This is a genomic window from Polaribacter sp. SA4-10, assembly GCF_002163835.1.
In the GTDB taxonomy this organism is placed as follows: domain Bacteria; phylum Bacteroidota; class Bacteroidia; order Flavobacteriales; family Flavobacteriaceae; genus Polaribacter.
Genome location: NZ_CP019331.1, coordinates 1,132,352 through 1,156,764, shown reverse-complemented (window position 1 = coordinate 1,156,764; position 24,413 = coordinate 1,132,352). Strand labels below are relative to the sequence as shown.

Sequence of the window (24,413 nt, the reverse complement as noted above, 5' to 3'; positions counted from 1 at the left end):
TGCGATTGTTTTGATTTAGTTAATTCTAAAAGAAGGAGTCAGCAGATAAGCTTATTAGATATAAGATATAAAAGCAAAATAAAATCAAGTTGTATGAAGAGTACCTGTGTTATTATTGGATTACTAGTAATTAATTGTTTATGGGCGCAGACTCAGCCAAAAGAGGATGCTACTAAAAGAATGATTGAGGATTATAATTATATAGTCGGCACCCAAACTGTGGGGCCTAAATATAAATTTACGAATGAGTCGATGTTGGTAGAAACAGCTAAACAAATTAAAGACATGGGTTCTAATCTACTTAAATTCTCCATGCATCCAAGATATTGTAGCGAGAATTATGGTCTTATTGAGAATAAGGAAATTACCTCATTAAAAAGATTAGCCCAATTAGAACCTTCAGTTAAAAAAGTTCTTAATATGGATTTTAAGTTTTATCACATCTGGGTGTATGGTTTTTCGCAATATTCACCTGAACCAAAAGGTCAGAAAAATGATACGAATCAAATTAAATTTATAGGAGGCTATCCTGATTTATATGCCGAGGCATTATATGAAGAGTTATATGAGTTGACAAGCTATTTGTTAAAGGAATTCAATAACTCAGGCAAGGTATTTTATCTAGGAAACTGGGAAGGAGATTGGCATTTGCGTTGGGACTATGATCGTACTAAGCCAGCTGATGAGGCTACACTAAAAGGCATGCTGAAGTGGGCGAAGGTACGTCAGAAAGCCATTGACGATGCTAAAAGAGATACCGAATATAAGAATGTTAATATCTATCACTATGTGGAAGTGAACCTAGTGCGACGTGGCATTGAATTAGGCGATAAGGTAGTAACCAATACGATCATTAAAGAGGTGAACCCAGACTATGTTTCCTATTCTTCTTATGACGCAACAAACCCACCTAAAACAGAGCAAGAGTTACATGTTTCTTTGAGCGAATCTTTGGATTATATCGAATCGCACCTTCAACCTAAAAAAGGATTGCCGGCAGGTAAGCGTGTATGGATTGGGGAATATGGAAGTCCTTTTATCAGGTATGGTGAGAAAGTGCAAAATGAGCGTGCAAAATGGGTGATTAATGCGGGTTTAAAATGGAACGCTCCTTTTATTCTTTTTTGGGAAATGTATAATAATGAAATCAAAAAGGAAACAGGAGAGCAAGTAGGTTTCTGGATGATAGATGATAAGGGTAGAAAACAGGAAATATGGCACACGCACAATAAGTTTTATAAGGATAGTAAACGCTTTTTAAAGCAGTATTTTAAGGAAAATAAAAAGATGCCGTCTTTATCTGTGTTTCAGGAGAAAGCTTTAAATTTTAGTAGTTTAAATTAAGAAGTATTAGTACACACAACGTATTTAGTTGATAAGGTGGCTATAAGTGATATCCCCAATGGGTTATTACCTAATGATTAGAAGTAAAGAGAAAGTATATTTGAAATATAATTAATAATGAAACCATCAAACTATAATAAAATGAAAATATTATTATTATTATTAGTTGTAATGCCTCTTGGCCTTTTGGCGCAACAAAAGAATATCTCGGGAGTTGTAACCGATAGTATCACAGGAGCTCAATTACCCTATGTTACAGTTCTAATAAAAGGAACTAAACAAGGCACTATTAGCGACGAAAAAGGAAAATTTAATATTAAGGCTAATGGCAATGACATTCTAGTGTTTTCATATCTTGGATCAAAAAGGAGGGAGATAGCAGTCCAGATGAGATCTATTATAAATGTAAGTTTGGAGGAGGATATAGCCCAAATGGATGAAATAACTATTAGTGTAGGCTATTATGATGTCAGAAAAGATGATTTGACCGGCTCCATTTCTCAGGTAACTTCGGAAGTATTGGATAAAAACAGAACAAATTCCGTTGAAAAGATGCTGCAGGGGCAAGTGGCAGGACTTGTGGTAAGCGAAAACTCTGAACCTGGGGGAGGTATTGGTATCTCCATAAGGGGTACAAACTCTATGCTGGGAGGAACTCAACCGCTATATGTTGTGGATGGTATTCCCATTAGCCCATTGATGGATGCTCAAGGAAACAGTGGTTCCGGTCAGTCTCAAAGTTCGCTGAGTTTTCTTAACCCTAACGATATTGAAAAAATGGAAGTGTTAAAAGATGCTTCTGCAACTGCTATTTATGGAGCGAGAGGTGCTAATGGTGTCGTGGTGATTACCACAAAAAGCGCTGATAATATAAGGGGGACTGATAAAATTTCAGTGACAGTTGAAACTACGATTACAGATGTAATTAAAAATATAGATGTATTTGATGGTCCAGAATTCGAGAATTTCATGAACCAGAGAGTTGTGAACCAGTTGTACATAGACATCACAAACCCGAATAGATCAGGGGCTGTGTTTAACGGCACCCAGCCAATTACAGCCGAGAACTTTGATGAAGTGGCTGCATTTGAACTTCCATATCCTGAATCAACAGGTATTAATACAAATTGGCAGGATCAAGTGTTTCGTAAGGCATATTCTAAAAATTATAATATAGCATACCGTGGAGGGTCAAAAAGTAATAATCTATCAATAAGTCTTGGCTTGTTAGACAACGAGGGTGTTATTATTAACTCTGATTTTAAGAGGGCTACCTTTAATATGAATGCCAAAAGGAAGGCCTTTGATGATAGAATTACACTTTTATCCCAAACAAATGCTTCTTATTCGAACGGGAATGCAGCTTCTACTGGTAATGGGGAAATATTTCAGCAAAGAGGCGTTGTGTCCCATTCCCTTAGTTTTCAACCTATATTTCCGCTTCTTGAATTGGGACAAGGGGATGAGATTTATGCCGAATTGAACGACGATGAACCAATTTCAAACCCATACACCCTGGCCAAGTATGTAGTAGATAGAAAAAAAGCGGTGTCTTTTATTCAGTCACTTACTATCAAAGGTGAAATTACATCAAATTTGAGTGCTACCCTAAAAGGAGCTTTGAACTACCAAAAAAGTTTTCGTGATAGTTATTACCCAACCAACACTACCAGGGGTAGGAGAAATAATGGAGAAGCTACACAGGCTTTTTTGCAAAATATAAAGACTTATGCTGAAGCTAACCTTCATTATAAAAATAACTTTAACGGACATCGTTTAGATGCTATTGTTGTTGGAACATACGAAAATAACAATATCCGTAGTATGTTTAACAAGGCATACGGTTATGGGAGCGATCTAACATCATACTACACCTTCGAGTCGGCAACAGATATTCAGGTGCCAATAGCAGGATTTAGAGAACAGAGTTTGCTTTCTGGTTTAATGCGGGTAGCATACAATTTTAAAGGAAAATATTATATTGATGTGAATGCAAGAATGGATGCTTCTTCGAAGTTTGCAGCGAATAAAAAGAGCGCAATCTTTCCATCTATAGGCTTGGCTTGGAGAGTTTCCGAAGAACCTTTCTTAAAGGAAGTTGAGGTTATATCAAATTTAAAACTACGTTTTTCATATGGGAAAACAGGTAGTAACCCCATCCAGCCTTTTCAATCATTGGCATTGACTTCGCCGATTAGGTATAATTTTAATGACCAGGTAGTGACGGGATATTATGAAGAGAACTTGAGTAACCCTGACTTAACTTGGGAAACAACGGATCAGTTTGATGTTGGTGTAGATTTTAGCATGTTTAATTCGAGGTTGAATTTGATTGTAGATGCCTATTATAAAAAAACGCATGACTTGCTTCAATACATTAATTTACCTGCTTCAAACGGCTACGAGAGCAGGGTAGATAATTTTGGTAAAGTTGAAAATAAGGGTTTAGAGTTTAGTTTAGGAGTAGATCTTATTCGAAAAAGTGATTTTAGTTGGAGTGTTTTAGGAATCCTGAGCATAAACAAAAACAAACTGGTTGAACTAAACTCTAACCTGAAATACCAATTAGGGCCTTCTGTAGGTTATAATAACACTTTTCCATCTATGTTTATGGAGGGTAAACCTTTAGGTGTTTTTTGGGGAGCGGAAACCGAAGGTATCTATGCGAATTGGGAGGAAGCCAATGACAGTGGTATAGCGGGTGCTGCACCAGGTGAGATAAAATATGTAAACAATTATGTGGATACTGATCAAGATGGAAATCCAAGTGCTTTACAGCAGATTAATTTTAATGATTATGTGCAGATAGGAGATCCAAATCCTGACTTTACAGCATCGTTAAGCAATACTGTTACTTTTAAAAATTGGGATCTGAGCGTTTTATTCACAGGCCAAAAAGGAGGTGATATACTTTGGGTAGATTCATGGGCATTAGCAGCTTTTCAGAGAGGTGCCAACGGTTTAGCTTCCGCCTATAATAATGCATGGATAGCTCCGCTTACAGTAGATAAAGCTTCAGGGCAAATTAGTTACGATGAAGCCGCTGGAAGGCTGTCAGATGTTAACAATCCGGCTCCATCAATAACTTCTGGAGACAGGTTCAGTGTGTCGGATCGACAGATCTTTGATGGTTCTTTTATCAGGTTGAAAAATGTAAACCTAGGCTATACCTATAATATTAAAGGAACAGGAAGAAGCCTTAGATTGTATGCTTCGGCACAGAATTTATTTACCTGGACTGATTATCCGGGGTTTGATCCTGAAGTGCAATCTTATAACAAGGATCCGCAAAGAAGGGGAATTGATTTTGGATCGTATCCTGGTACAAAAAGCTATGTATTTGGTTTGAAATTTAATTATTAATGAATAAGATAACCTTAAAAAAATATACTAAAATGAAAAACATTGCATATATACTAATGGTTTTGGTAATCCTTACTTCTTGTGAAAGCTTGCTCGAAGAACAACCTAAGACACAGACGGGAACTGACTTTTTTTATCAGAATGAACAAGATGCAATCAATGCATTGACAGCTGCTTACGCTCAAATGAAAGGTGGATTTGGTTATTACAGCCAGCAGTTTCTTTCCAATGTTTTTGCTTCTTCCGACCAAGGAAGATCAAGTTGGAAACATAATGATTACTACAACGGGGTATTAACGTCATCTAATAGAACTTTACCTGATACCTGGAACCAAATTTATAAAGCCATCCGGGATGCAAATAATGTGATATATAATGTTCCTGGAATAGATATGGACGAAAGCTTGAGAGCTCGTATAGTTGGTGAAGCAAAGTTTTTGAGAGCATTACATTATTTCAATTTGGTTCGTTGTTTTGGTGAGGTACCTCTAAGAATAATACCTGTGCAACCGGGAGAGGAAAATGGTCTACCTGTTTCACCTCTAACTGATATTTATGATGTCATTATTAGTGATTTAAAATATGCATCGGAAAACTGTTGGGGACGCCTGGATGTGGAGTTGGGTAGAGCTACCAATGCATCTGCCCAGGCCTTGCTGGCGCGTGTTTATCTTCATATTGCTTCTTCTTCCCGATCTGCATCAGAGGGTAGTGAAGGGTGTGCTCCATATGCCGCTTTTGGTGCGGACTACACAGCTTATTATGAGGCGTGTAAAATGTATTGTGATTTAGCTTTAAATCAGCCTGGTTATCAACTGGTTTCTACTTTGGATGATTGGGTTAAAATTTTTGACCCTACAAAAGGAAATAATTCTGAGATATTGTTTGATGTCCAGAGTAGTTCTGCAACGGAACAAGGATCAACAGTATCTAATCTCTTTTCTCCGCGTAATGCTGGATTAAGTGGAGGTGGCTGGGGTGGCACCAATTGGACAATTGCTGGGTTTGTTAAAAATAATGTAGATTTTACCGATCCAAGGTATGTGAATGGCATTATTCATGAATTTGAGACAGAGACGCTTCGTTATGAGCTAAACCCAAAAATGGACGGTTATGTGAGGTTTGATGTTGAAACAGGTGATTCCAAGGGTAAATTGAATAGGGTTTATACTTCAAAGTACATTGATAGCGATGCAACGACTGAAACTACGAGCCAGCAAAACTGGCATGTCATTCGTTTGTCTGATGTTTACTTGATGCGAGCTGAAGCACTTGCGGAAATTAACCAAGCTCCTCAACTTGCAAATGCAGATGTGAATACATTAAGAACTGCAGTAGGGATGGCCGATTTTGACGGTACAGGAATGACTATGTCAGATTTTAGGGATGCATTGTTAAGAGAGCGAGCGGCTGAGCTATTTATGGAGGGTAATCGTTGGTTTGATCTAACGCGTATGGGCGTGTATGAAGAGAAAATTAAACTTGCATTTGATCCTAAAAATAGAGGTTTACAAGCAGGGATTAGAGGCCCTGAAGATTATAACTGGCCCATTCCTATCACTGAAGTTTCGGCCAATAGCAACATTGATTAATATTTAAATATAATACTTCTAAGAGGTTATTAAAATCAAAATAAAAATGGCAAAAATGGTGAAAATGGTAAAGTCGTTAAAAAGTGAGTTGTAAAATAGTCTGGGTTATCTATTTTCTATAAAAAATTCAGATTCAGTTAAAATTAACTATAAACCTCAGGAAGTAATAACTTTAACCCTGTACCTCAATTTTAGCATTTATAATTTGTTAAATGTTGTAACCACAAGAAAATAACTCACTGATAAATACATAAATTTAATTACGAGAGTTATACCCACTAAAATAATAAATAATAAAACTATAATTATAATCAAATGAAAATAACAATTGGAAAATTAACCATCGCCATCTTAATGGTTTGCCTATCCTCGTGTTCTTCAAAAAAGATATCGAAGAAGCATAGTAACCAAAATAAACCAAATGTGTTGGTTATTATGGTCGATCAATTAAATGTCAATGCATTGAGTTGTTATGGGGGTGAAATGCAGACTCCTAATATTGATCGCCTTGCAAATGAGGGCGTTCTATTCGATAGAGCATACTGTACAACACCATTCTGTTCACCTTCCCGAGCTTCAATTGTAACAGGACAGTATCTTCATGAACATGGAATTGTTCAAAATATGGGATGGAGACAGAAAGAGGGTATTACGATTGATGATGAAACTACCGAAAAAATCCTGTCAGAAAATGGGTATGAAACACACCATTATGGGAAATGGCATGTGGAAAGTGATTCCCTTCCTTATTTACCCTATTATCCAGACCAATATGATTTTGGATACCAGTACAAAAAGGAAGCTAATGAATCTGGGGTAACTCTTAAAAAAGCGGACTCTGATGAATATATGAATTTTTACGGGCAAAGTTTTCCCGTTGAAGGCACTCCTTACATGAAAGGAAAGCGAGAACACCTAGACTCAATATGGAGCTCCATTGAGTATAGGGACTTTGTGACTAAAATGGGACGATTGAAAATTAAACCCGAAGAATGGATTGATGGTATTCTTGCTAAAAAAACGATTGCAAGGATTAAAGAAAGCGGAGAGACAAATGATCCTTTTATGCTAACCTGTTCATTTATCTGGCCACATGATCCAAACTTTGCTCCTTCACCATATTATGAAATGTTCAATCCAGATTCATTAAAGATTCCTGAATTCAATACTCCTGAACAAAAATTCGAGAATTCGTGGTCAAGACGAATGGTAAATGGGTATGGGGATAAAGGACTCAAGGAATTTCTAAGAATATATCATGCTAATGTGAAATATTTAGATGATAGAGTTGGTGAAATATTAGGTGAACTGGAAGCACAAGGTAAACTGGATGAAACCTTGATTATTTTTACCGCAGACCATGGGGATATGATGGGTGAACATGGGATGACATGGAAATCGAACGAGTCATTTTACGAAGCTATAGCCAATATACCTTTTATTATTCGTTATCCTAAATTGTTCAAACCTGGTGTTTCATCTATGCCTATTAGTTTAGTAGATATAAAACCAACAATATTGTCGGTAGTGGGTGAAGAATACAAAGCAAAAGTAAGTGGAACGAACATTGTACCATTCTTTACAGGAGAGAAAAGCATGACCGACGCACCAAAATATTCATTTTGCGAACGAATTCAATACCACCCTGAGGGGAAACGTGAAATTTTAAGCACTGCAAAAGGAGCTTTCATGGTAAGAAACGATCGATATAAATTGAATATATATCCAGATGGTGATGTATTTCTGTATGACTTAGAAAACGATCCAAACGAAATGAAGAATGTTATTGATAACCCAAAGTTTACCCAAGATGTACTTGAGCTTGAAAAAGCTCTATCAGAATGGCTAAAGACAACAAACTGGAAAGGAGTACCTGTTAAGTTTAAATACTTATAAAGCGCCTCTTTAATGAAATTAATAGTAGGTGTAAGCCTTCAAATTTTAAACAAATAAAAAGCATTAAAATGCTGATTTTTAGAGTATATTATTTAAAGTTGAGATTATGAAAAAGATTATAACTATAGTATTGTTATGTGTTATTTCGTTAAACACAAAATTGGTTTCCGGCCAGGAGTCGAATGAAAAACCAAATATTTTGTTCATCTACACTGATCAGCAAACAGTTGGATTAACCAGCGTAGAAGGAAATAAATTAATTCAAACTCCAAATATAGACAGGATAGCTAGAGAAGGTGCAATGTTTCCAAACGCCTTCGTTAATTTGCCTTCTTGCTCTCCATCTCGAGCAAGTCTTGTAACCGGCACCTTCAGTTGGAAGCATAAAGTATATGATAATGAACATCCTAACCGAGGTATAATGGGGATTGTTCCAGAATTCAGTCAATTGTCGGACAGAATATTGCATGACGATGGCTATGTGGTCGGGCATCGAGGTAAATGGCATATTGGTAATAAAAAATTGTTTTTTGATAATAATACGACACCACCCGAATTCGACTTTCCATATGCAGGGAAAAATTATCCATACAAAGACGAGATGCAAGCGCAATATCCCTGGGATTTTGCAAACCCTGATTATTCTAAAAAGTCCTATTTTGAACGAAGTGAAGGAGGCTGGGTAAAAGGGAAAGCTATTTTGCCAACGCAGTTAACCGCTGATTGGCAAAAATATTTTTTTAATTCTATTAAACCAATTAAATGGGGTGATGTAGGAAAGAATTTAGTACCGTTAGAAAAATGGTATGAATGGAATATTGTAAAAGAAGTGTGTGAATTTATAGATGAAAACAAATCTAATACTTGGGCTATGACAATGAGTATTAGTCCACCTCATGACCCATGGAGTGTTCCGGACCCTTACTATACTAAGATAGCAAAACACCTGTTGGATAATAATCTAATAAAACTGGAGGGAGATGAGCTTAGTCCTAAACAAGATACTGGACTATCAACAAGGATTGGGCGTAAACTTAAAGAACTGAATGGAGGGTACAGAGGTGTTGAAGAATATGTAGCTAATTATTTAGCTTTGGTGGCAATGACAGATGTTCTTGTTGGAAAAGTGCTCGACAAATTGGATGACCTTGGACTTGCTAATAACACTATTGTCGTTTTTACTTCCGATCATGGCGATATGAAAGGAATGCATTACAATGTTGGAAAAATTAATGAAAAAATGTACAATCGCCTTTTTAATGTTCCTTTGTTTTTTAGGTATCCAGACAAAATACCTGCTGGCCAAATCTACAAGCAAAGAGTATCTAATGTTGACATAATGCCTACCATTTTGGATTTCTCAGAACTCGCTTTCTCAAGATCAAATATTGACGGAAAATCATTTAAAACTCTACTTGAAGGGGAAGAACAGGAATGGAGAGACCTTAATTTTATAGAAGATTATCACAATGCAAATCTTGATACTGACTTCAATATTTCTACAGACATTCCTGATTCTTCAGATAAGGAAAGCGCGCGTTTTTCTTATACTTTAGGTATTGTAGATGACGATTACAAATATTGCTTTTCAAGGTTTTCAAACGGAAGATACCCTGTAAAATACACCTCTTCAAGGTTTATAGATTATAAAGAAGATCTAACGGAAGTTAACAACCTAATAAATTCTGCTGATAAATATTTAATTTATCAGTATCAGTATCGACTGAAAAAATATTTAGAGGGGAAAAACTTCCCATATATAGATGAAATTGATAGAAGCCCTTTTGCACCTCGCGATCATAAAAGAGACTTTATTCAGGATGGCTTAAATGAAATAGTGATAGCCCTAAAAGCTAATAATGTGCAGGAAGGTATAAATTTAAAATGGGAATTTTTGCAAGGTGCGCAAATTACCAAAGAGCTTAAATTGTACAGAATAAATAAGTCAGGAGCACCTAATGGTGTTGAACTCGGAATATTTGATGCATCGATTCGTACTTTTACGGATACGACTGCTGCACCCGATAGAAATTATGTTTACTTAATTGAAGCGTATGATTCATTAGGTATCTCAGGGAGTTCGAGATTTGTAGAATAGAATATCTATTATCAGCGTAATTTTAGTATTTATTGTATAATTAAAGCTAAAACCATTATCCTTAGTGTTAATTAGAGCTGTGCGTAAAAAGGGAAGAGAAAAATTGACATAAACACACGAATCGATTCCTGAGTGTTTTGGATTTGAATATAAGGGAGTCTATTTTACACTATATATCCCCCCTATGTTGTAAATATAAAAAAAGGACAAAAAATGAAAAAAATAATTATCATAACTTTTTGTATTTCCTTAATTCAAAGCTGCAGCAATGTCGACAATATAACAGATACAACAGGTATTTTAAATTTAATAGGCGGAACAAATGAAATGACGATTAATCAAATAATTGATGGAAATTCTGTTCCAAGATTAGTGTACATAAAAACACCACAAAATTTAAATAGTTCGTTATCTTACCCAATTGTATTCTTTTTTCATGGAGCAGGAGGTTCTGGACAAAATTTCTTGCAAAATAACAACATAACGGAACTAATAAATTCTGAAGAATTTATTGGAATTTTCCCTAATGGACATTCAAATAATGGAAGTAATGGTGGGTTTTGGAATTTAGGATCTGAACCTACTACAGCTAATGATGTAGAATATGTAGATTTAATTATCGACCAGTTAGCAACCTCTACTTTAATAGACACATCCAAAGCATATGCCGTAGGATTTTCAAATGGTTCGGGTATGGTAAACCTGTTAGGTAAATCTACAAGTCATTTTAATGCTATTGCTCCGCTTTTTAGTCAACAAATCATAAGTGTAGGCGATCTAACACCTTCTAAAGCAATGTCTGTTTTTCAGGTTAACGGAGACGTTGATGGGCTAATTCCCTTAAATGGAGGGGTAAGTTCTGTTGGCACATTTATGTTAGCGCAGAATAGTGCACTTAATTGGGCTAATCATTTCAACTGCAATTCAAGTACAACTCAAGAAGATCTCAATTGGGGAAACACAGTTTTAAGTTCATTCACATACTCTAATTGTGATAATAGTCATGAAATAAAATATATGATAGCCTTAAATACAGGTCATGGTTTTTCCGATGCACAAACAGAGCGCGTTGCTTATACTCAAATATGGGAGTTTTTTAAGCAATATTAAGAAGTTAAAATACGTGTTACAAGAATGTGTAAAAACAATAGGTGCTTCAGTGCTAGATTCAAAGTTCAGAGAATTGTACAAAAACTGCAAAATTCTCAATTTTACATAATTATTAAAAAATTCACTAAGTGTTAAACTGAAAAGTTCGTGTTTAAAAATCTCTTACTATTCTTACACGAAACGCTGTCTAATAATAAATAATAAAAATAAAAATGAATCTATACCCATTAAAATTCACCCCTTTATCTAAGTATAGAATCTGGGGAGGTAACAAACTAAATACACTATTAAATAAAGGGTTTCAAGCTGACAATATTGGAGAGTCTTGGGAGATTTCTGATGTAGAAGGTGGTAAAACTAAAGTTTGTAACGGAGCTTTAATAGGCTATTCCTTGCAACAACTAGCAGCCGAATATAAAGATGCATTTGTAGGAAAAAATGTTTATGATTTTTTTGGTACTGATTTTCCATTACTCATAAAATTTATTGATGCTAAAACACCACTATCTATTCAGGTACATCCTAATGATGCCGTTGCTAAAGAAAGACATGCATCTTTTGGTAAAAACGAAATGTGGTATGTGATGCAGGGGGATGAAAATGCGGAACTTATTGTTGGTTTTGACAAAGCATTAAACAAAAAGAGTTATCAAGAATACTTAGACTCGAATAAAATTTTAGATGTTATGCATCATGAAACAGTGCAAAAGGGAGACACTTTTTATATTCCCGCAGGTAGAGTTCATGCTATTGGAGCAGGGGTGTTATTAACTGAAATCCAACAGACTTCTGATGTTACCTATCGAATCTATGACTATGAACGTGTGGACAAACAAACAGGTAAAACAAGAGAATTACACAACGATTTAGCGCTAGATATAATAGATTTTGAAGTACATGAGAACTACAAAACTGATTATTCAAAAGAAAAGAACTATTCGAACACATTGGTACACACTCCTTACTTTACATCCAATTATCTAAACATTGAAGGAGCTTTAGAAAAAGACTATTCAGGAATCGATTCCTTTATAATTTATATATGTATCAGTGGCTCTTTGACGCTCATAGAAAACGAAATTAGTTATTCTTTGGTGCAAGGTGAAACTATTCTCATCCCTGCTTCTATACATAAAATTAATGTACATGCGGCAAGTAATGCCGAGATTTTAGAAGTTTACTATTAAACTCTTTCCTACCTATCCTAACTCTAATTATAAAATCAAGTTAAAAAAGTAGATATATGCCCACTAAAAAACTAAAAGTAATTTCAAGAGAAAACCTAATTCCTTTTGTAATTCGTAATCAAATATAAAAACGTATAATGATGAAACATTTTTTTTATCAAAAAATAGTAGTGATAATTCTAATAATCATTGGCCCAACCATTTCTTCAAATGCACAAAAAATAGACTATAAGAATCCTAATGTGGTTTTTATTATTTCAGATCAGCATAAAAAAAAGGCTTCAGGATGTTATGGGAGTGATATGGCCATAACACCCAATATTGATAAGTTGGCAGTGACCGGGATAAAGCTTAATAATTGTTATGCGGCTGCTCCGGTATGTGCACCATCTCGCGCTGCGTTGACGACAGGAATGTACCCTGAAGCATGCGGTGCCCCCTTCCATAAAGCTCCTGTTTTGAATAAAAAGGGGGAAATGAAGGATTATGGGTCCGGGGAGCTTCGTAAAACAAGTTATCATGAAGGCATTGTTACTTTGGGGGAAATATTCCGAAACAATGGGTATGTGACTGCTGGTATTGGAAAGATGCACGTGCATGGTGAACTTCAGAAAAATGTAGACCCCAGCCTTCCGGAAGGGAACGATATGGGTTTTGATGAAGCAAGCGTGCGCTATTACACAAACTTTCCGGGAGGGCATTATGAAGACGAAGTGGGGCGGGATACGTATGAGCGTTACCGTGTTTTTGGGGCTTATAGTTCATATAGAAAAGATTTGAAGTGGAATTCAGATTATAAGCCTTCTCTTGTTAAGAATGATGAGGATAACTTTGATATGGTGGTAACTCAAAAATCTATCAAATTTATCAAAGAGCGAAGCAAGGATGGAAAAAATTTCTTTTTACATGTTGGTCTTGAAAAACCACATCCAGCTTTAACAACCACAAAGAAATATTTGGATATGTACAACCCCAAAGATTTCGAGTTACCAGAAACTTTAGACGATTCTCATAAAAAAGGCAAATATCCATGGGTACCAAATTGGTCTAATAGTAGCTTGAGCCAACAGCCCGAAAAAGCAAAAAATGTAATGGCTTCTTATCATGCAAGTGTTTCTGAAATGGATGCTATGGTGGGGCGCATCGTTCAGTCATTAAAAGAGAATAACTTGTATGAGAACACTATTATTATCTATACCACAGATCACGGAGAACATCTTTTTGAACATGGGTTTACAGGAAAACATAATATGTATGAGGCTGCGGTAAACATACCATTTATCATCTCTTATCCAAAATTGTTACCGGCAAATCAAAGCAATAATTCACTAGTAAGTTTAATCGATGTCATGCCCACATTATGTGATTTAATGGGCTGGGAGGTACCTGAAACGGCCCAGGGAAGATCAATCGTTAAATATCTGAAAAGTGGCACAGTATCAACAAATAGGAGCGTATTTTCAGAATTCAGGGGGAGCATTAATGGCTTTCGTGACATTAAGAATCTGCCATCAAGAATGATGCGACTAGGTGATTATAAATTAGTGTATACACACGGTGTAATTAACCAGTTGTACAACGTAACTGAAGATCCGAACGAAATGAATAATCTAGTTTTGGATAAAAATTATCAGGAGATGCAACGTGATTTATGTTTCCAAACTTTAGCTGAATGGCGTCCTCAGGAATATAACGCATTGAAAATTACGCGTAATTCCGACATTATAAGTTGGGATTCTTTTGAGGGAGTTAAAAATTATGTACTTTATTTTTCAGAAACCAATACCCCTATTGAAGCCAAACTTATGGCTACTGAAATAGAAGGAACATCTTATAAAGTAACGAAAAACGGTTATTATTGGGTTATGGCCATTCCTCAACTTACAAGAACGACGAAACGTTTGGGGGATATTCCTGTATATATGGCAGATTATACAATGAAGTTGCCAGTTTCGGATGTTATTAATATGAATAAATAAATTTAGGCTCATGAACACCTTATTTTGGATACTCTTCCTGTGGGCGGATATCTTAAACTGACAGTAATCAATTAAATACGTGTATAAATATTGTAACAATTAAAATTTTTACGATGACTAAAAAAATTCACTTTGTAGTACTTCTGTTACTATTAATACCATTTGATTCGATAGCACAATCAAACAAACAGAAATTGCCGCCAAATTTTTTATTTGTTATGGTTGATGATCAAGCCTATGATGCCTTGGGTTTTTATGACCGGTATCCATTTCTTCAAACTCCAAATATGGATCGATTGGCAAGAGAAGGGGCTAATTTTACAAATTTTTTTGTTACACAGTCGCTTTGTTCTCCTTCAAGGGCAAGTTTTCTAACCGGAACATATCCCCATGTTCATGGTGCGACTCAAAATAAGGGTCAGCTTGATCCCAACTGGAAAAAATATCCATCTTATACTTCTATTCTTCAGCAGCAGGGCTACGAAACAGCAATGGTTGGTAAAATTCACATGGCTCATTATCGCGGTAAAAAACACGTTCGCCCAGGGTTTGACTATTGGTTTAGTTTTATTGGTCAAGGAAAATATTTTGATCCAATGGTAAATGAAAATGGAAAGGATTATCGTGAAAAAGGATATATGACGGACATCCTTACAAATAAAGCAATAGAATGGCTTAAAGAAAAAAGAAATGTAAACAAGCCTTTTAATCTTTGTCTTTGGCATAAAGCTGTTCATGGACCTCATAGTCCTGCACCGCGACATTCAAATATTTATAAAAAGGAAGATATTCCAAAACCGCCTTTTAATACGCACGAAGAGAATTTTTCAGGAAAGCCTGAATGGCAAAGAATTAAAGCTTATAGCTCAAAACACGAAAAATATCAACGGGTAGATTCTCTTCCGAGAAAAAGCTGGCCTATCCGGGAAGAAAAAATAAAAAAGATGCTGGAAACTTTAATCGCTGTAGATGAATCTTTGGGAAAAGTTTTGGAAACTCTTGAAGAAATTGGAGAGCTTGAAAACACCGTTGTCGTTTTTACAAGTGACAATGGATATTTTATGGGTGAGCATACATATTCGGATAAACGCATTGCATATGAACCCTCTATGCGGATTCCAATGTTGATAAGATACCCGAAAATGATTAAGCCAGGTATTGAAATTAAAGAAATGTGTTTAAATATCGATATGGCACCTACCTTTCTTGATCTAAGTAATAGCAACATTCCCAGTTATATGCAGGGAGAATCGATGGTCCCTCTTTTAAAAGATAACAAGGAGGTAGCGTGGCGGGACGCTGCCATGTTTGAATATTATGTAGACGATAAATATCCTGATGCAGGGCCAAACATGCTCGCTGTCAGAACAGAGAGATATAAACTGGTGGATAATTTTCTTAAAGATGATATTGACGAATTATACGATTTAAAGAAGGATCCTGGAGAGATGAATAATTTAATCAATGACTCTGAATTTGATGATGTTGAGAAAAATCTTCGCAATAAGTTGGAAAAGCTACGGGATAAATACAAGTATAATGTGGATAGGGACTGGTGGTTAAGGCAAGTAGTTAACCAATCTCCAAAATAGATGATAAAAAAAGTTATAAGATGAAAAAAAGACCACAAAAATCATTTAGCTACTTCATAATCTTGACCGTTTTCTGCTTCCAACAATCGGTTTTTTCACAGAATTATAATTTGAATTTTGGATTGCGTCAACCGCAGGATTCTTCAATTTCTCCAGTACCGCAAGCTAAAGCTCAACTAACGGAACTTAGACAAAAAAATGAAGTTCAAGCGACCTTGGAACAAGTAAGTGAAAAGACAACACCACCCAACATTATTCTGATTTTAACTGATGATCAGGGTTGGGGGGATCTAAGCATGACCGGAAACACAAACCTCTCTACTCCAAACATTGATCAACTAGCTAGTGACGGAGTTTTCTTGGAGAGGTTTTATGTGAGCCCAGTTTGCTCGCCAACCCGCGCCGAATTATTAACCGGTCGTTATCATGTTCGTGGTGGTGTTTGGTCTACCGGAGCAGGTGGCGAACGATTGGATTTAGATGAAACAACCATTGCCGAAATTTTCAAAAATGCTGGGTACTCAACTGCTGCCTATGGGAAATGGCACAATGGAATGCAGGCACCTTACCATCCCAACTCAAGAGGCTTCGACGATTATTATGGATTTTGTTCAGGTCACTGGGGAAATTATTACAACCCGATGTTGGAGCACAATGGGGAAATTGTAAAAGGAAATGGTTTTATAATAGACGATTTCACGCAACACGGAATCGAGTTTATGGAAAAAAACAGAAACAAGCCTTTCTTTTTGTATTTACCTTTTAATACGCCCCACTCGCCCATGCAGGTTCCCGATAGATTTTGGGAGAATTTCAAAGACAAAGAATTAGAAATGTTTAATCGTGATAAAGGCAAAGAAGACATACCATTTACAAAGGCTGCCTTAGCCATGTGCGAAAATATCGATTGGAATGTGGGACGAATTACAAAAAAAGTGGAGGAATTAGGTTTGTCTGAAAACACCATCATTATTTATTTATCGGATAATGGCCCAAACGGAGTGCGTTGGAACGATGGAATGAAAGGCAAAAAAGGTTCAACCGATGAAGGAGGGGTGCGCTCGCCAATGATAATGAAATGGCAAGGCACTCTTAAAGCTGGTAAAAAAGTAAGACAAATTACCAGTGCAATTGACCTTTTACCAACTTTAGCTGATTTAGCCGGAATTCAGTTTGAAACACAAAAACCAATTGATGGAATTAGTATAAAACCATTACTATTAGATGAAAACCCAAATTGGGACGAACGAATTATTTACAATTACTGGAAAGGAAAAACCAGCCTTCGAACTCAGAAATTTCGTTTAGATTCTCAAAACAAATTATACGATATGGAAAACGATCTGGGACAATGCACCGATGTCTCCGATAAATTTCCCGAAATTCATAAGAACTTGTTCGCTGCAAAAGAAAAATGGGTAAACAATGTGGCTTCGGAGTTAGACGAAAAAGCCGTTCGCTCGTTTCCAATTGGTCATCCCAGCGTGTTTCAAACTCAACTTCCAGCGCGCGATGCCATTGGCCACGGGAAAATAAAACGTTCAAATATTTGGCCTAATAGTTCGTATCTATTAAACTGGACTTCAATAAACGATAAGATTACTTTCGATGCTGAAGTTTTAACGGAAGGCGTCTATGAAGTTGATCTTTTTTATACGTGTTCTCAAAAGGATATTGGTTCTACTGTCGAATTAAGTTTCAAAAGCTCTAAAATTAACTTTAAAATTAATGAGGTATTCGATCCTCCACTACTAAAAAATGACGATGTTTATCCGCGTGGCGAAGGATTTGTGAAAGAATTTAAGCGTATAAAAGTTGGCGCTATTCATCTTGAAAAAGGAACTGGAATATTGACATTAAAAGCTACTGACGTTCCTGGTTCTCAGGTAATGGATTTTAGGTTATTGTTGCTAAAGAAGCTGTAATAAAATATAACTACTCATGATAATAGATATAGATTTAATTCTCTTAAGTTTTATAAAATATAAAGAAGACTTATTAATAACGGAGCTGGAGACTCCTACTAAAACATATAAATCATGATAAAAAATATTTCATTAATTTTATTAATAATGTATAACTGTTTAAGTGCTTTATCACAAGTAACAGGGAAAATTGTTGACAAAACAAATTTTGCATTAGAATATGCTACTGCTGCTATTTACAATCAAGAAACCAATGAGTTGGTAACTGGAGTTATAACTGATATTAACGGTGTTTTCGTTTTTGATAATTTAAAAAAAGGAACATATTACCTTGAAGCTTCTTTTATTGGTTACGAAGTTAAAACAATTCAAGGTATTGCAGTTGTTAGCACAAATAAAACAACAGACTTGGGTATATTAAGATTAACATTAGGTAATACATTAAATGAACTTGTAATACAAGGAGAACGCGCTACAGTTATAAATAAAATAGACCGCCAAGTTTTTGATGCTGACAAGTTTAAAAACGCTCAAGGAGGTTCAGGTATCGATGTTATTCGAAATTTGCCATCCGTAAGTATTGATGGTCAAGGCGAAATTAACGTAAGAGGTAGTTCTGGTTTTGTGGTATTACTTAATGGAAAACCAGTACAAGGAAATGCCAGTACATTAATGGCACAACTACCCGCAAATGCGATAGCGCGTGTAGAGGTAATTACGGCGCCATCAGCAAAATACGACCCAGAGGGAAAAGCAGGGATTTTGAATATTATAACGAAAAAAGGAGCTGTAGATGGTGCTTTTGGACAAATAAACTTCAAAGGAGGTTTCCCTTCTATTGAAACTTATGGTAACGATAAAGTTCATCAACGTTATGGAATAGACGCTACATACAATATTAGAAATGATCAATGGAATGTATCATTAGGTGCAAATTACCAACGTAATGATTTAGGTGGTAGGCGAGAAGGAGATGTCTTTACCATAATAGATGACGTAAAAACACAGTTTCCATCAACTGGCGAGCGTAGTTTTGATGAAATTAACTATAGTGGTCGTTTTAATATCGACTTTACACCAGGTTCTACCAATGTATTTTCGTTTGGGCTTTTTGCAGGTAAACGTAGTAAGGATAGGTTGGCAGATATCGTTTATTTTGACAATCACGCTGTTTTCCCTGCAGAAAGTGATAATAGGCTTTATACGTTTCAATATTTTAACCATAACCTAAGAGAAAGAAAAAGTGATTTTGCGCTAGGAAGTTTTGATTATGAGCACACTTTTTCAAATAACTCAAAGCTATCTACATCATTTTTGTATGAGTACACACTTTTAGGTGGTCCCACAGTAAATCAAAACTTTGGGTTTCCCGATAATTCAATACTTTATCAAGATGAATTCAATACAAATGAAAACCCTTTGCACGGCGTTCGTTTACAGATAGATTATACTTTCAAGCCATTTAAATCAGGCGTATTAGATGCAGGTTATCAATATAGGAATTTAGACCATACTGGCGATTTTGTGTATGAAAGACGAACCGATTTTAATGATGATTTTGAATTAGTGCCAGAGTTTTCAAGTGAGGTTAACTTAAAAAGAAATATTCACGCTTTTTACGGTCAATTTTCAGGAAAAAATGGCAAATGGGATTATACTGCTGGCGCAAGAGTTGAGGTTATGGATAGAACCTTGGAACTGAAAGATAAAGCAAATACAATAGATGAAACATTCAAATTTGATTTCACAAAACTTTACCCATCGGCATCTGTACAATATAGTATCAATGAAAAAACAAACATAAAAGCAGCTTATAGCAAACGTGTAGAAAGGACATCTACTTTTCAAATGAATCCTTTTCCAGAACGTGAACATTCTGAAACTTTAGAACAAGGAGACCCAGAACTTAGACCCGAATTTATCGATTTGGTCGAATTGAGCATAAATAAAAAATTAAAAAGAGGTAATTCTATTTTTGCGACTGGTTATTATAGAAATGTGAAAAATGTAGTAAATAGAGTAAACACCATATTTAACGACACTATTTTAAATAGAATTTACTCAAATGTAGGTGATGCCAAAACCATTGGACTAGAATTAGGAGCGCAATTAAAACCTACTAAAAACTGGAGCAATTTTATTGGAACTAATATCTATAGCTATCAAATTGACGGAGAATTTGATAATAGACCAATCAACGCTAAGGCAACTGTATATTCAATCAATTTAAATTCAACTTACAGTTTTTGGGAAAATGCATCATTGCAATTTACGTTTAACTACCTCTCTGAAAGAATAACAGCTCAAGGAGAAGATTCTAGGTTTTATTCCCCAAATTTGACTTTTCAAAAATCATTTCTGGAGAGTAGATTAACAGCGACCCTACAATGGCAAAATATTGATTTGGGAATGCTAAATACGAACGAACAGCGCATTACTACATTTAGAACAAATGAATTCTTTACAACCACGAATTATATTTATGAAGTGGATATGGTATTCCTAAATCTTTCATACACGTTTAAAAATGGAAAAAATAAATCAAAATTTATTGATAGTGAATTTAGTAAAAGAGAGTTTTAAAAGAGAATAAAAAAGGCCTTTATTGAAAAGAAGATAATAGACAATTAGGTAGAATATGGTAAAGCCTTTGTGTATGCTGATTATAATAAGATTGCTTCATACTTTGCCTATCCAGTAACATTTTCTTTATTCGAAAATCAAACGTAGTTCCAGTAAAAGTAACAACGAAAAACAATAAAAAACAGCTAAATTGAAGAAAAAAGATATGCCTATAGATTTAATTTTACATAAAGACAGAAGTTTTTATCCATACGCCACTTTTCACAGTTCTGAACAAAACATAGAGCTAATAACAACGTTAATCCTTTTTTTATTAGGGTTATAAGGGGTTTAGAGGTGTTGGACAATAGGCTTAGGGTGAATTTTTTTTATAAATTTTCTTCTTGAATTCATGTGATATGAAGTCGTTTTTTATTAAAATAAAGTAGATATGATAACTTTATGTAATATAATTCTCGCTAAATACTAAAGATATTATTTTATTATTGGTTTACTGATTATAAAATCACACTTTTTGATGAATTTCACGAACCTTAACTTTAAAAAGTACAATTATAATAAAATATCTTACACTAAGAGACAATGGGGTACCCCTGCTCGAAGTTTTACAACCCTAAACAAAACATAGGAAAAATAGAATGCTTCATCTCTTGTATGTAGTGTTAATGAGGTTATTATTTGATAGCTAGTGAGTTAGTGATTTTTTTATTCAGATTTAAAGAACCTTAGGGTTATACCCCATCTCACGAAGATTCCCCCCTAAAAGAAAACCGATATATTTAAGAGTATAAGCTTATAAATTCAATAATGTTCTCGGATTTTTTCAGGTTTTTATTAGTTATTGCTCCAGTTTATTTTTATTTAGTTCTCTAGATCTGGTGCTTGTTGATTAAAATATAGCATGCAAATAGATAATTAACAAGAGCGGAAGCTGCTCCTTCCATAATAATAATAATAATAATGTAGGAAATGCACGAAATGAAGTTTAAAAAACAACTTTATTTTACGATATTTATTATGAAATAATAGATTAAAACAAGTTAGTCGTACAAAAATCGTACAAATATTAAAATAAAAAAAAACTCAACTAATTGATTAACAATTTATTGAAATTTTATAAAGTGGAGGTGCTGATAATAGAACTTTGGTCTTACTTGTGACTACTCACGTAAAAATTCAATTTGAAATCAATTCGCAATAAAATAAAAGACTAATTATTGTATAAAAAATCTACTAAATCACCTCCATCTTCAAGATCTATATTTTCTGTTAAATTACTACATTCAATTTTATAACCTTGTCTAATTAATGAATTTGCAATTTTACACCAATTATGATATTCTGTTTTATCTGGATAAGCTACAATTTTATACTCTTTTATCGGTTGTAACATTTTCTCTTTAAAACCAGTTTTACTACCATTAGCTAGCCAAAGAAAATTTGGTAATACAATGCTCATTATTATTGCAGTTTTTTCGGATTCGACGATACAAACTATATCTCCTTTTCTAATAACGTGAGTCAAATTATGTAACCCAAAAAGGCATTGTTGTAATACAAAATTGTCTAATTTGAATTGTTTGTGTATCCAACTTACATGCTTGAAAGGTACTTGTACCCTTTTTCCTGTATCACAATTGTATTGCATTATCTTACCACCTCGTATTACATTTTTTGCGTCTATTTGCCAAAATACTGTTGCTCCATGCCAATAGTTTGTTGTGCCAATGTGATACCTATTTATTGCTTGTATCACGTCTTTTCTATCAAAATGTTGTAATAAATAGGTTACAAAATTATTTTGTTGCTTTGTGTTACAAAACTCTTGCAGTATTGTTGGTTTGTGATATGTAGGTTGTATTACATCTGTGATACAATTATTGCTTGTAGTTGCAATAAAATTGTTGTCTGGTTTTTTAAAATAGCCACATTTACTTTCTCTATCACATCTGCCATCGGCATCATTTAAATGATGTTCTGTATCATTATCAATAAATTTCACAAAAGTTTTCTTATTGCAATTAGGACAAATAAATTTTCTACTGGTTTTATCTAAACTGTATTTGTATTTATGATTCATTTTGTTTTAATTCGTACCATTCGTACTTATTTTTAGGTACGAATGGTACGATTATTTTTTTGCCTTTTCTAATATGATTTTCTAATAAATAACGCAAACCATCTTCTCTTTTGAAGTCAGGTAGTACGTTTTTCTTTTTTAATTTCACATCACTTTTATTAACATCGCTTCTGAGCATATTGGATAGCTTGATAAACTCTTCTTTATGAAGAGATTTTGCTATCGTATAAACATCAGCTGCAATCATCTTAAAGACCTATGGTTTTTCTTCTTTTTCTTATAGCTCCTTCTGACAAGTTTAATCTATCAGCAATCTTTACATTAGACAAACCTTCTGAAATAAATAGTTTCATTTGCTCATCTCTTTTTTCTAAATCTGAAGTGTCATAAGTTTTAAGATGATCCTTCTCAAACCCAAACTCTATAAACTGAAACTCTAAAAAGTTAGTATCCTTTTCAACACTGCATATTATTACATTATCAGTATGGTATAAATGCTCTGTGTTACGTTGCTTAATTTGTTTTATGTATCTCAATGATGTTTCTTGAGAACTGGTGCCAATTGCAAATGAACTATCACAAAAGTTCATTAACATTTTACTTCCTGCTAAATCATTTATACTAATAGGTTTAGATTCATCTCTTTTAGGTGTATGAGCCAATACAAGTATTGATAAATTCTCTAATTTTGATAATTTTTTAAGAGTTTTCATTAATACTAAAGCATCTTTTGCCTTCTCATTTTCACTGCTTAAAAAAGTAAGATTATCAATTATTAAAACTGAGACATCATCATTTTTAATAATTACATCTAGTGTAGCACATAAATAATCTTCAATACCTTTATACTCTTTAGGAATTTCAAGCTCAGTATTAATTTCAGCTCTTAAAAAGTTAGCACTAAATTGATAATGGTTTTGATATTCTTCTGAGCAACGGTTTTCAAATTGTTTATCAGACAACTCAAAATCTAAATACAATACTTTTTTAGGTTTACTTTCTAGTTTAAAGCCTGGAATAGCAATTCCTCTACTAATACTATCTGCAATTTGGACCGCTAAAATTGACTTACCTAAGTTTGTATCAGCAAAGAGAATACAAACTTCTTTTTCATACCACAATTCATTAAATAACATATTAGGAATGGGTCTGTTTTTAGCTTCTTCAATCCAAGTATTGGCTTTTTTTACAACCAAACAACTACTCTCTTGATTTTTGTTTTCGAGTAGTTTTTGATTGTCTGCTAAATCTTTAGTTATGACATCGATTTTATTTTGAAACATAAAGTCGACTTTAATTATTTGGATAATTATTCGCAGGAATATAGAGAATTATCTCTTCAGGAATTTCTAAATCTTGATTCTCATTATCAAGTTGCTCCAAATAATCTGTTATTATCTTTCTTACTATAACCGACACTTTTACGCCCTTTTCTTCTGCTAAAATTTGAAGATGTTTCTTGTGTTCATCTGCAATTCTGAAATTGATTGTTGTACTCATTTTACGTTTGTTTAAGTATTATTAATAAATAATAAATGCTTGCTAAAAAGTGTTATGAATTACATGAATAATGTAACGTCTTAATTAACAGCGTTTAATTAACTGCAATTACGTGATACATTGAATGTGTTACAAGGGAAGAAAAAGGGGTAATGTGTGGGGGA

General features: G+C 34.5%; 16 protein-coding genes. 12 read left to right on the top strand and 4 right to left on the bottom strand.

Annotation, left to right across the window (positions count from 1 at the left end):
* Positions 1-93 precede the first annotated feature (93 nt).
* The 12 genes from BTO04_RS05145 (at position 94) to BTO04_RS15625 (ending at position 20,994) form a co-directional block, all read left to right on the top strand.
* Complete coding sequence (locus BTO04_RS05145) at positions 94-1,344, top strand: hypothetical protein (RefSeq protein WP_087563481.1); 1,251 nt, start codon at positions 94-96, stop codon at positions 1,342-1,344.
* Positions 1,345-1,485: 141 nt separating this feature from the next.
* Positions 1,486-4,707 (top strand): SusC/RagA family TonB-linked outer membrane protein, encoded by a 3,222-nt coding sequence (locus tag BTO04_RS05140; protein WP_198342117.1) that lies wholly within the window; start codon positions 1,486-1,488, stop codon positions 4,705-4,707.
* 32 nt (positions 4,708-4,739) lie between these two features.
* A complete protein-coding gene (locus BTO04_RS05135) occupies positions 4,740-6,299 on the top strand; it encodes a RagB/SusD family nutrient uptake outer membrane protein (RefSeq protein ID WP_198342116.1) in 1,560 nt (519 codons plus the stop codon).
* Between the two features lie 315 nt (positions 6,300-6,614).
* The gene (locus tag BTO04_RS05130; protein ID WP_087563478.1) at positions 6,615-8,195 is read left to right on the top strand and encodes a sulfatase; all 1,581 of its coding nucleotides are present in this window, start codon (positions 6,615-6,617) and stop codon (positions 8,193-8,195) included.
* 106 nt (positions 8,196-8,301) lie between these two features.
* Positions 8,302-10,293, top strand: a complete 1,992-nt coding sequence (locus BTO04_RS05125; protein ID WP_087563477.1) for a sulfatase — start codon at positions 8,302-8,304, stop codon at positions 10,291-10,293.
* Positions 10,294-10,506: 213 nt separating this feature from the next.
* Positions 10,507-11,403: a PHB depolymerase family esterase gene (locus tag BTO04_RS05120; RefSeq protein ID WP_087563476.1), complete on the top strand. Its 897-nt coding sequence runs from the start codon at positions 10,507-10,509 to the stop codon at positions 11,401-11,403.
* A gap of 212 nt (positions 11,404-11,615) precedes the next feature.
* A complete protein-coding gene (locus tag BTO04_RS05115) occupies positions 11,616-12,590 on the top strand; it encodes a type I phosphomannose isomerase catalytic subunit (protein WP_087563475.1) in 975 nt (324 codons plus the stop codon).
* 137 nt (positions 12,591-12,727) lie between these two features.
* Entirely contained in the window at positions 12,728-14,569 is a 1,842-nt protein-coding gene (locus tag BTO04_RS05110) for a sulfatase (RefSeq protein ID WP_087563474.1), read from the top strand.
* 113 nt (positions 14,570-14,682) lie between these two features.
* Positions 14,683-16,161 carry a sulfatase gene (locus BTO04_RS05105; protein ID WP_087563473.1) on the top strand — a complete coding sequence of 493 codons (1,479 nt, stop codon included), beginning with the start codon at positions 14,683-14,685 and terminating at the stop codon, positions 16,159-16,161.
* A 20-nt stretch (positions 16,162-16,181) separates the two neighbouring features.
* Entirely contained in the window at positions 16,182-18,086 is a 1,905-nt protein-coding gene (locus tag BTO04_RS05100; RefSeq protein WP_087563472.1) for an arylsulfatase, read from the top strand.
* Between the two features lie 114 nt (positions 18,087-18,200).
* Positions 18,201-20,669, top strand: a complete 2,469-nt coding sequence (locus tag BTO04_RS05095) for a TonB-dependent receptor (RefSeq protein ID WP_087563471.1) — start codon at positions 18,201-18,203, stop codon at positions 20,667-20,669.
* Between the two features lie 190 nt (positions 20,670-20,859).
* Positions 20,860-20,994, top strand: coding sequence for a hypothetical protein (locus tag BTO04_RS15625; protein WP_302849206.1), 135 nt, complete (start codon positions 20,860-20,862; stop codon positions 20,992-20,994).
* Between the two features lie 885 nt (positions 20,995-21,879).
* Here BTO04_RS15625 and BTO04_RS05090 read toward each other — a convergent pair.
* From BTO04_RS05090 to BTO04_RS05075, 4 genes are read right to left on the bottom strand one after another with little or no spacing between them, the layout of a single operon-like run.
* Positions 21,880-22,749 (bottom strand): DUF6371 domain-containing protein, encoded by an 870-nt coding sequence (locus BTO04_RS05090; RefSeq protein WP_087563470.1) that lies wholly within the window; start codon positions 22,747-22,749, stop codon positions 21,880-21,882.
* The gene (locus BTO04_RS05085; RefSeq protein ID WP_087563469.1) at positions 22,739-22,996 is read right to left on the bottom strand and encodes a hypothetical protein; all 258 of its coding nucleotides are present in this window, start codon (positions 22,994-22,996) and stop codon (positions 22,739-22,741) included. Before BTO04_RS05085 ends, BTO04_RS05090 begins: the two co-directional genes overlap by 11 nt.
* Before the next feature lies 1 nt (position 22,997).
* Positions 22,998-24,032: an AAA family ATPase gene (locus BTO04_RS05080; protein WP_087563468.1), complete on the bottom strand. Its 1,035-nt coding sequence runs from the start codon at positions 24,030-24,032 to the stop codon at positions 22,998-23,000.
* A 10-nt stretch (positions 24,033-24,042) separates the two neighbouring features.
* Positions 24,043-24,249, bottom strand: a complete 207-nt coding sequence (locus BTO04_RS05075) for a hypothetical protein (protein ID WP_087563467.1) — start codon at positions 24,247-24,249, stop codon at positions 24,043-24,045.
* Positions 24,250-24,413: the final 164 nt, after the last annotated feature.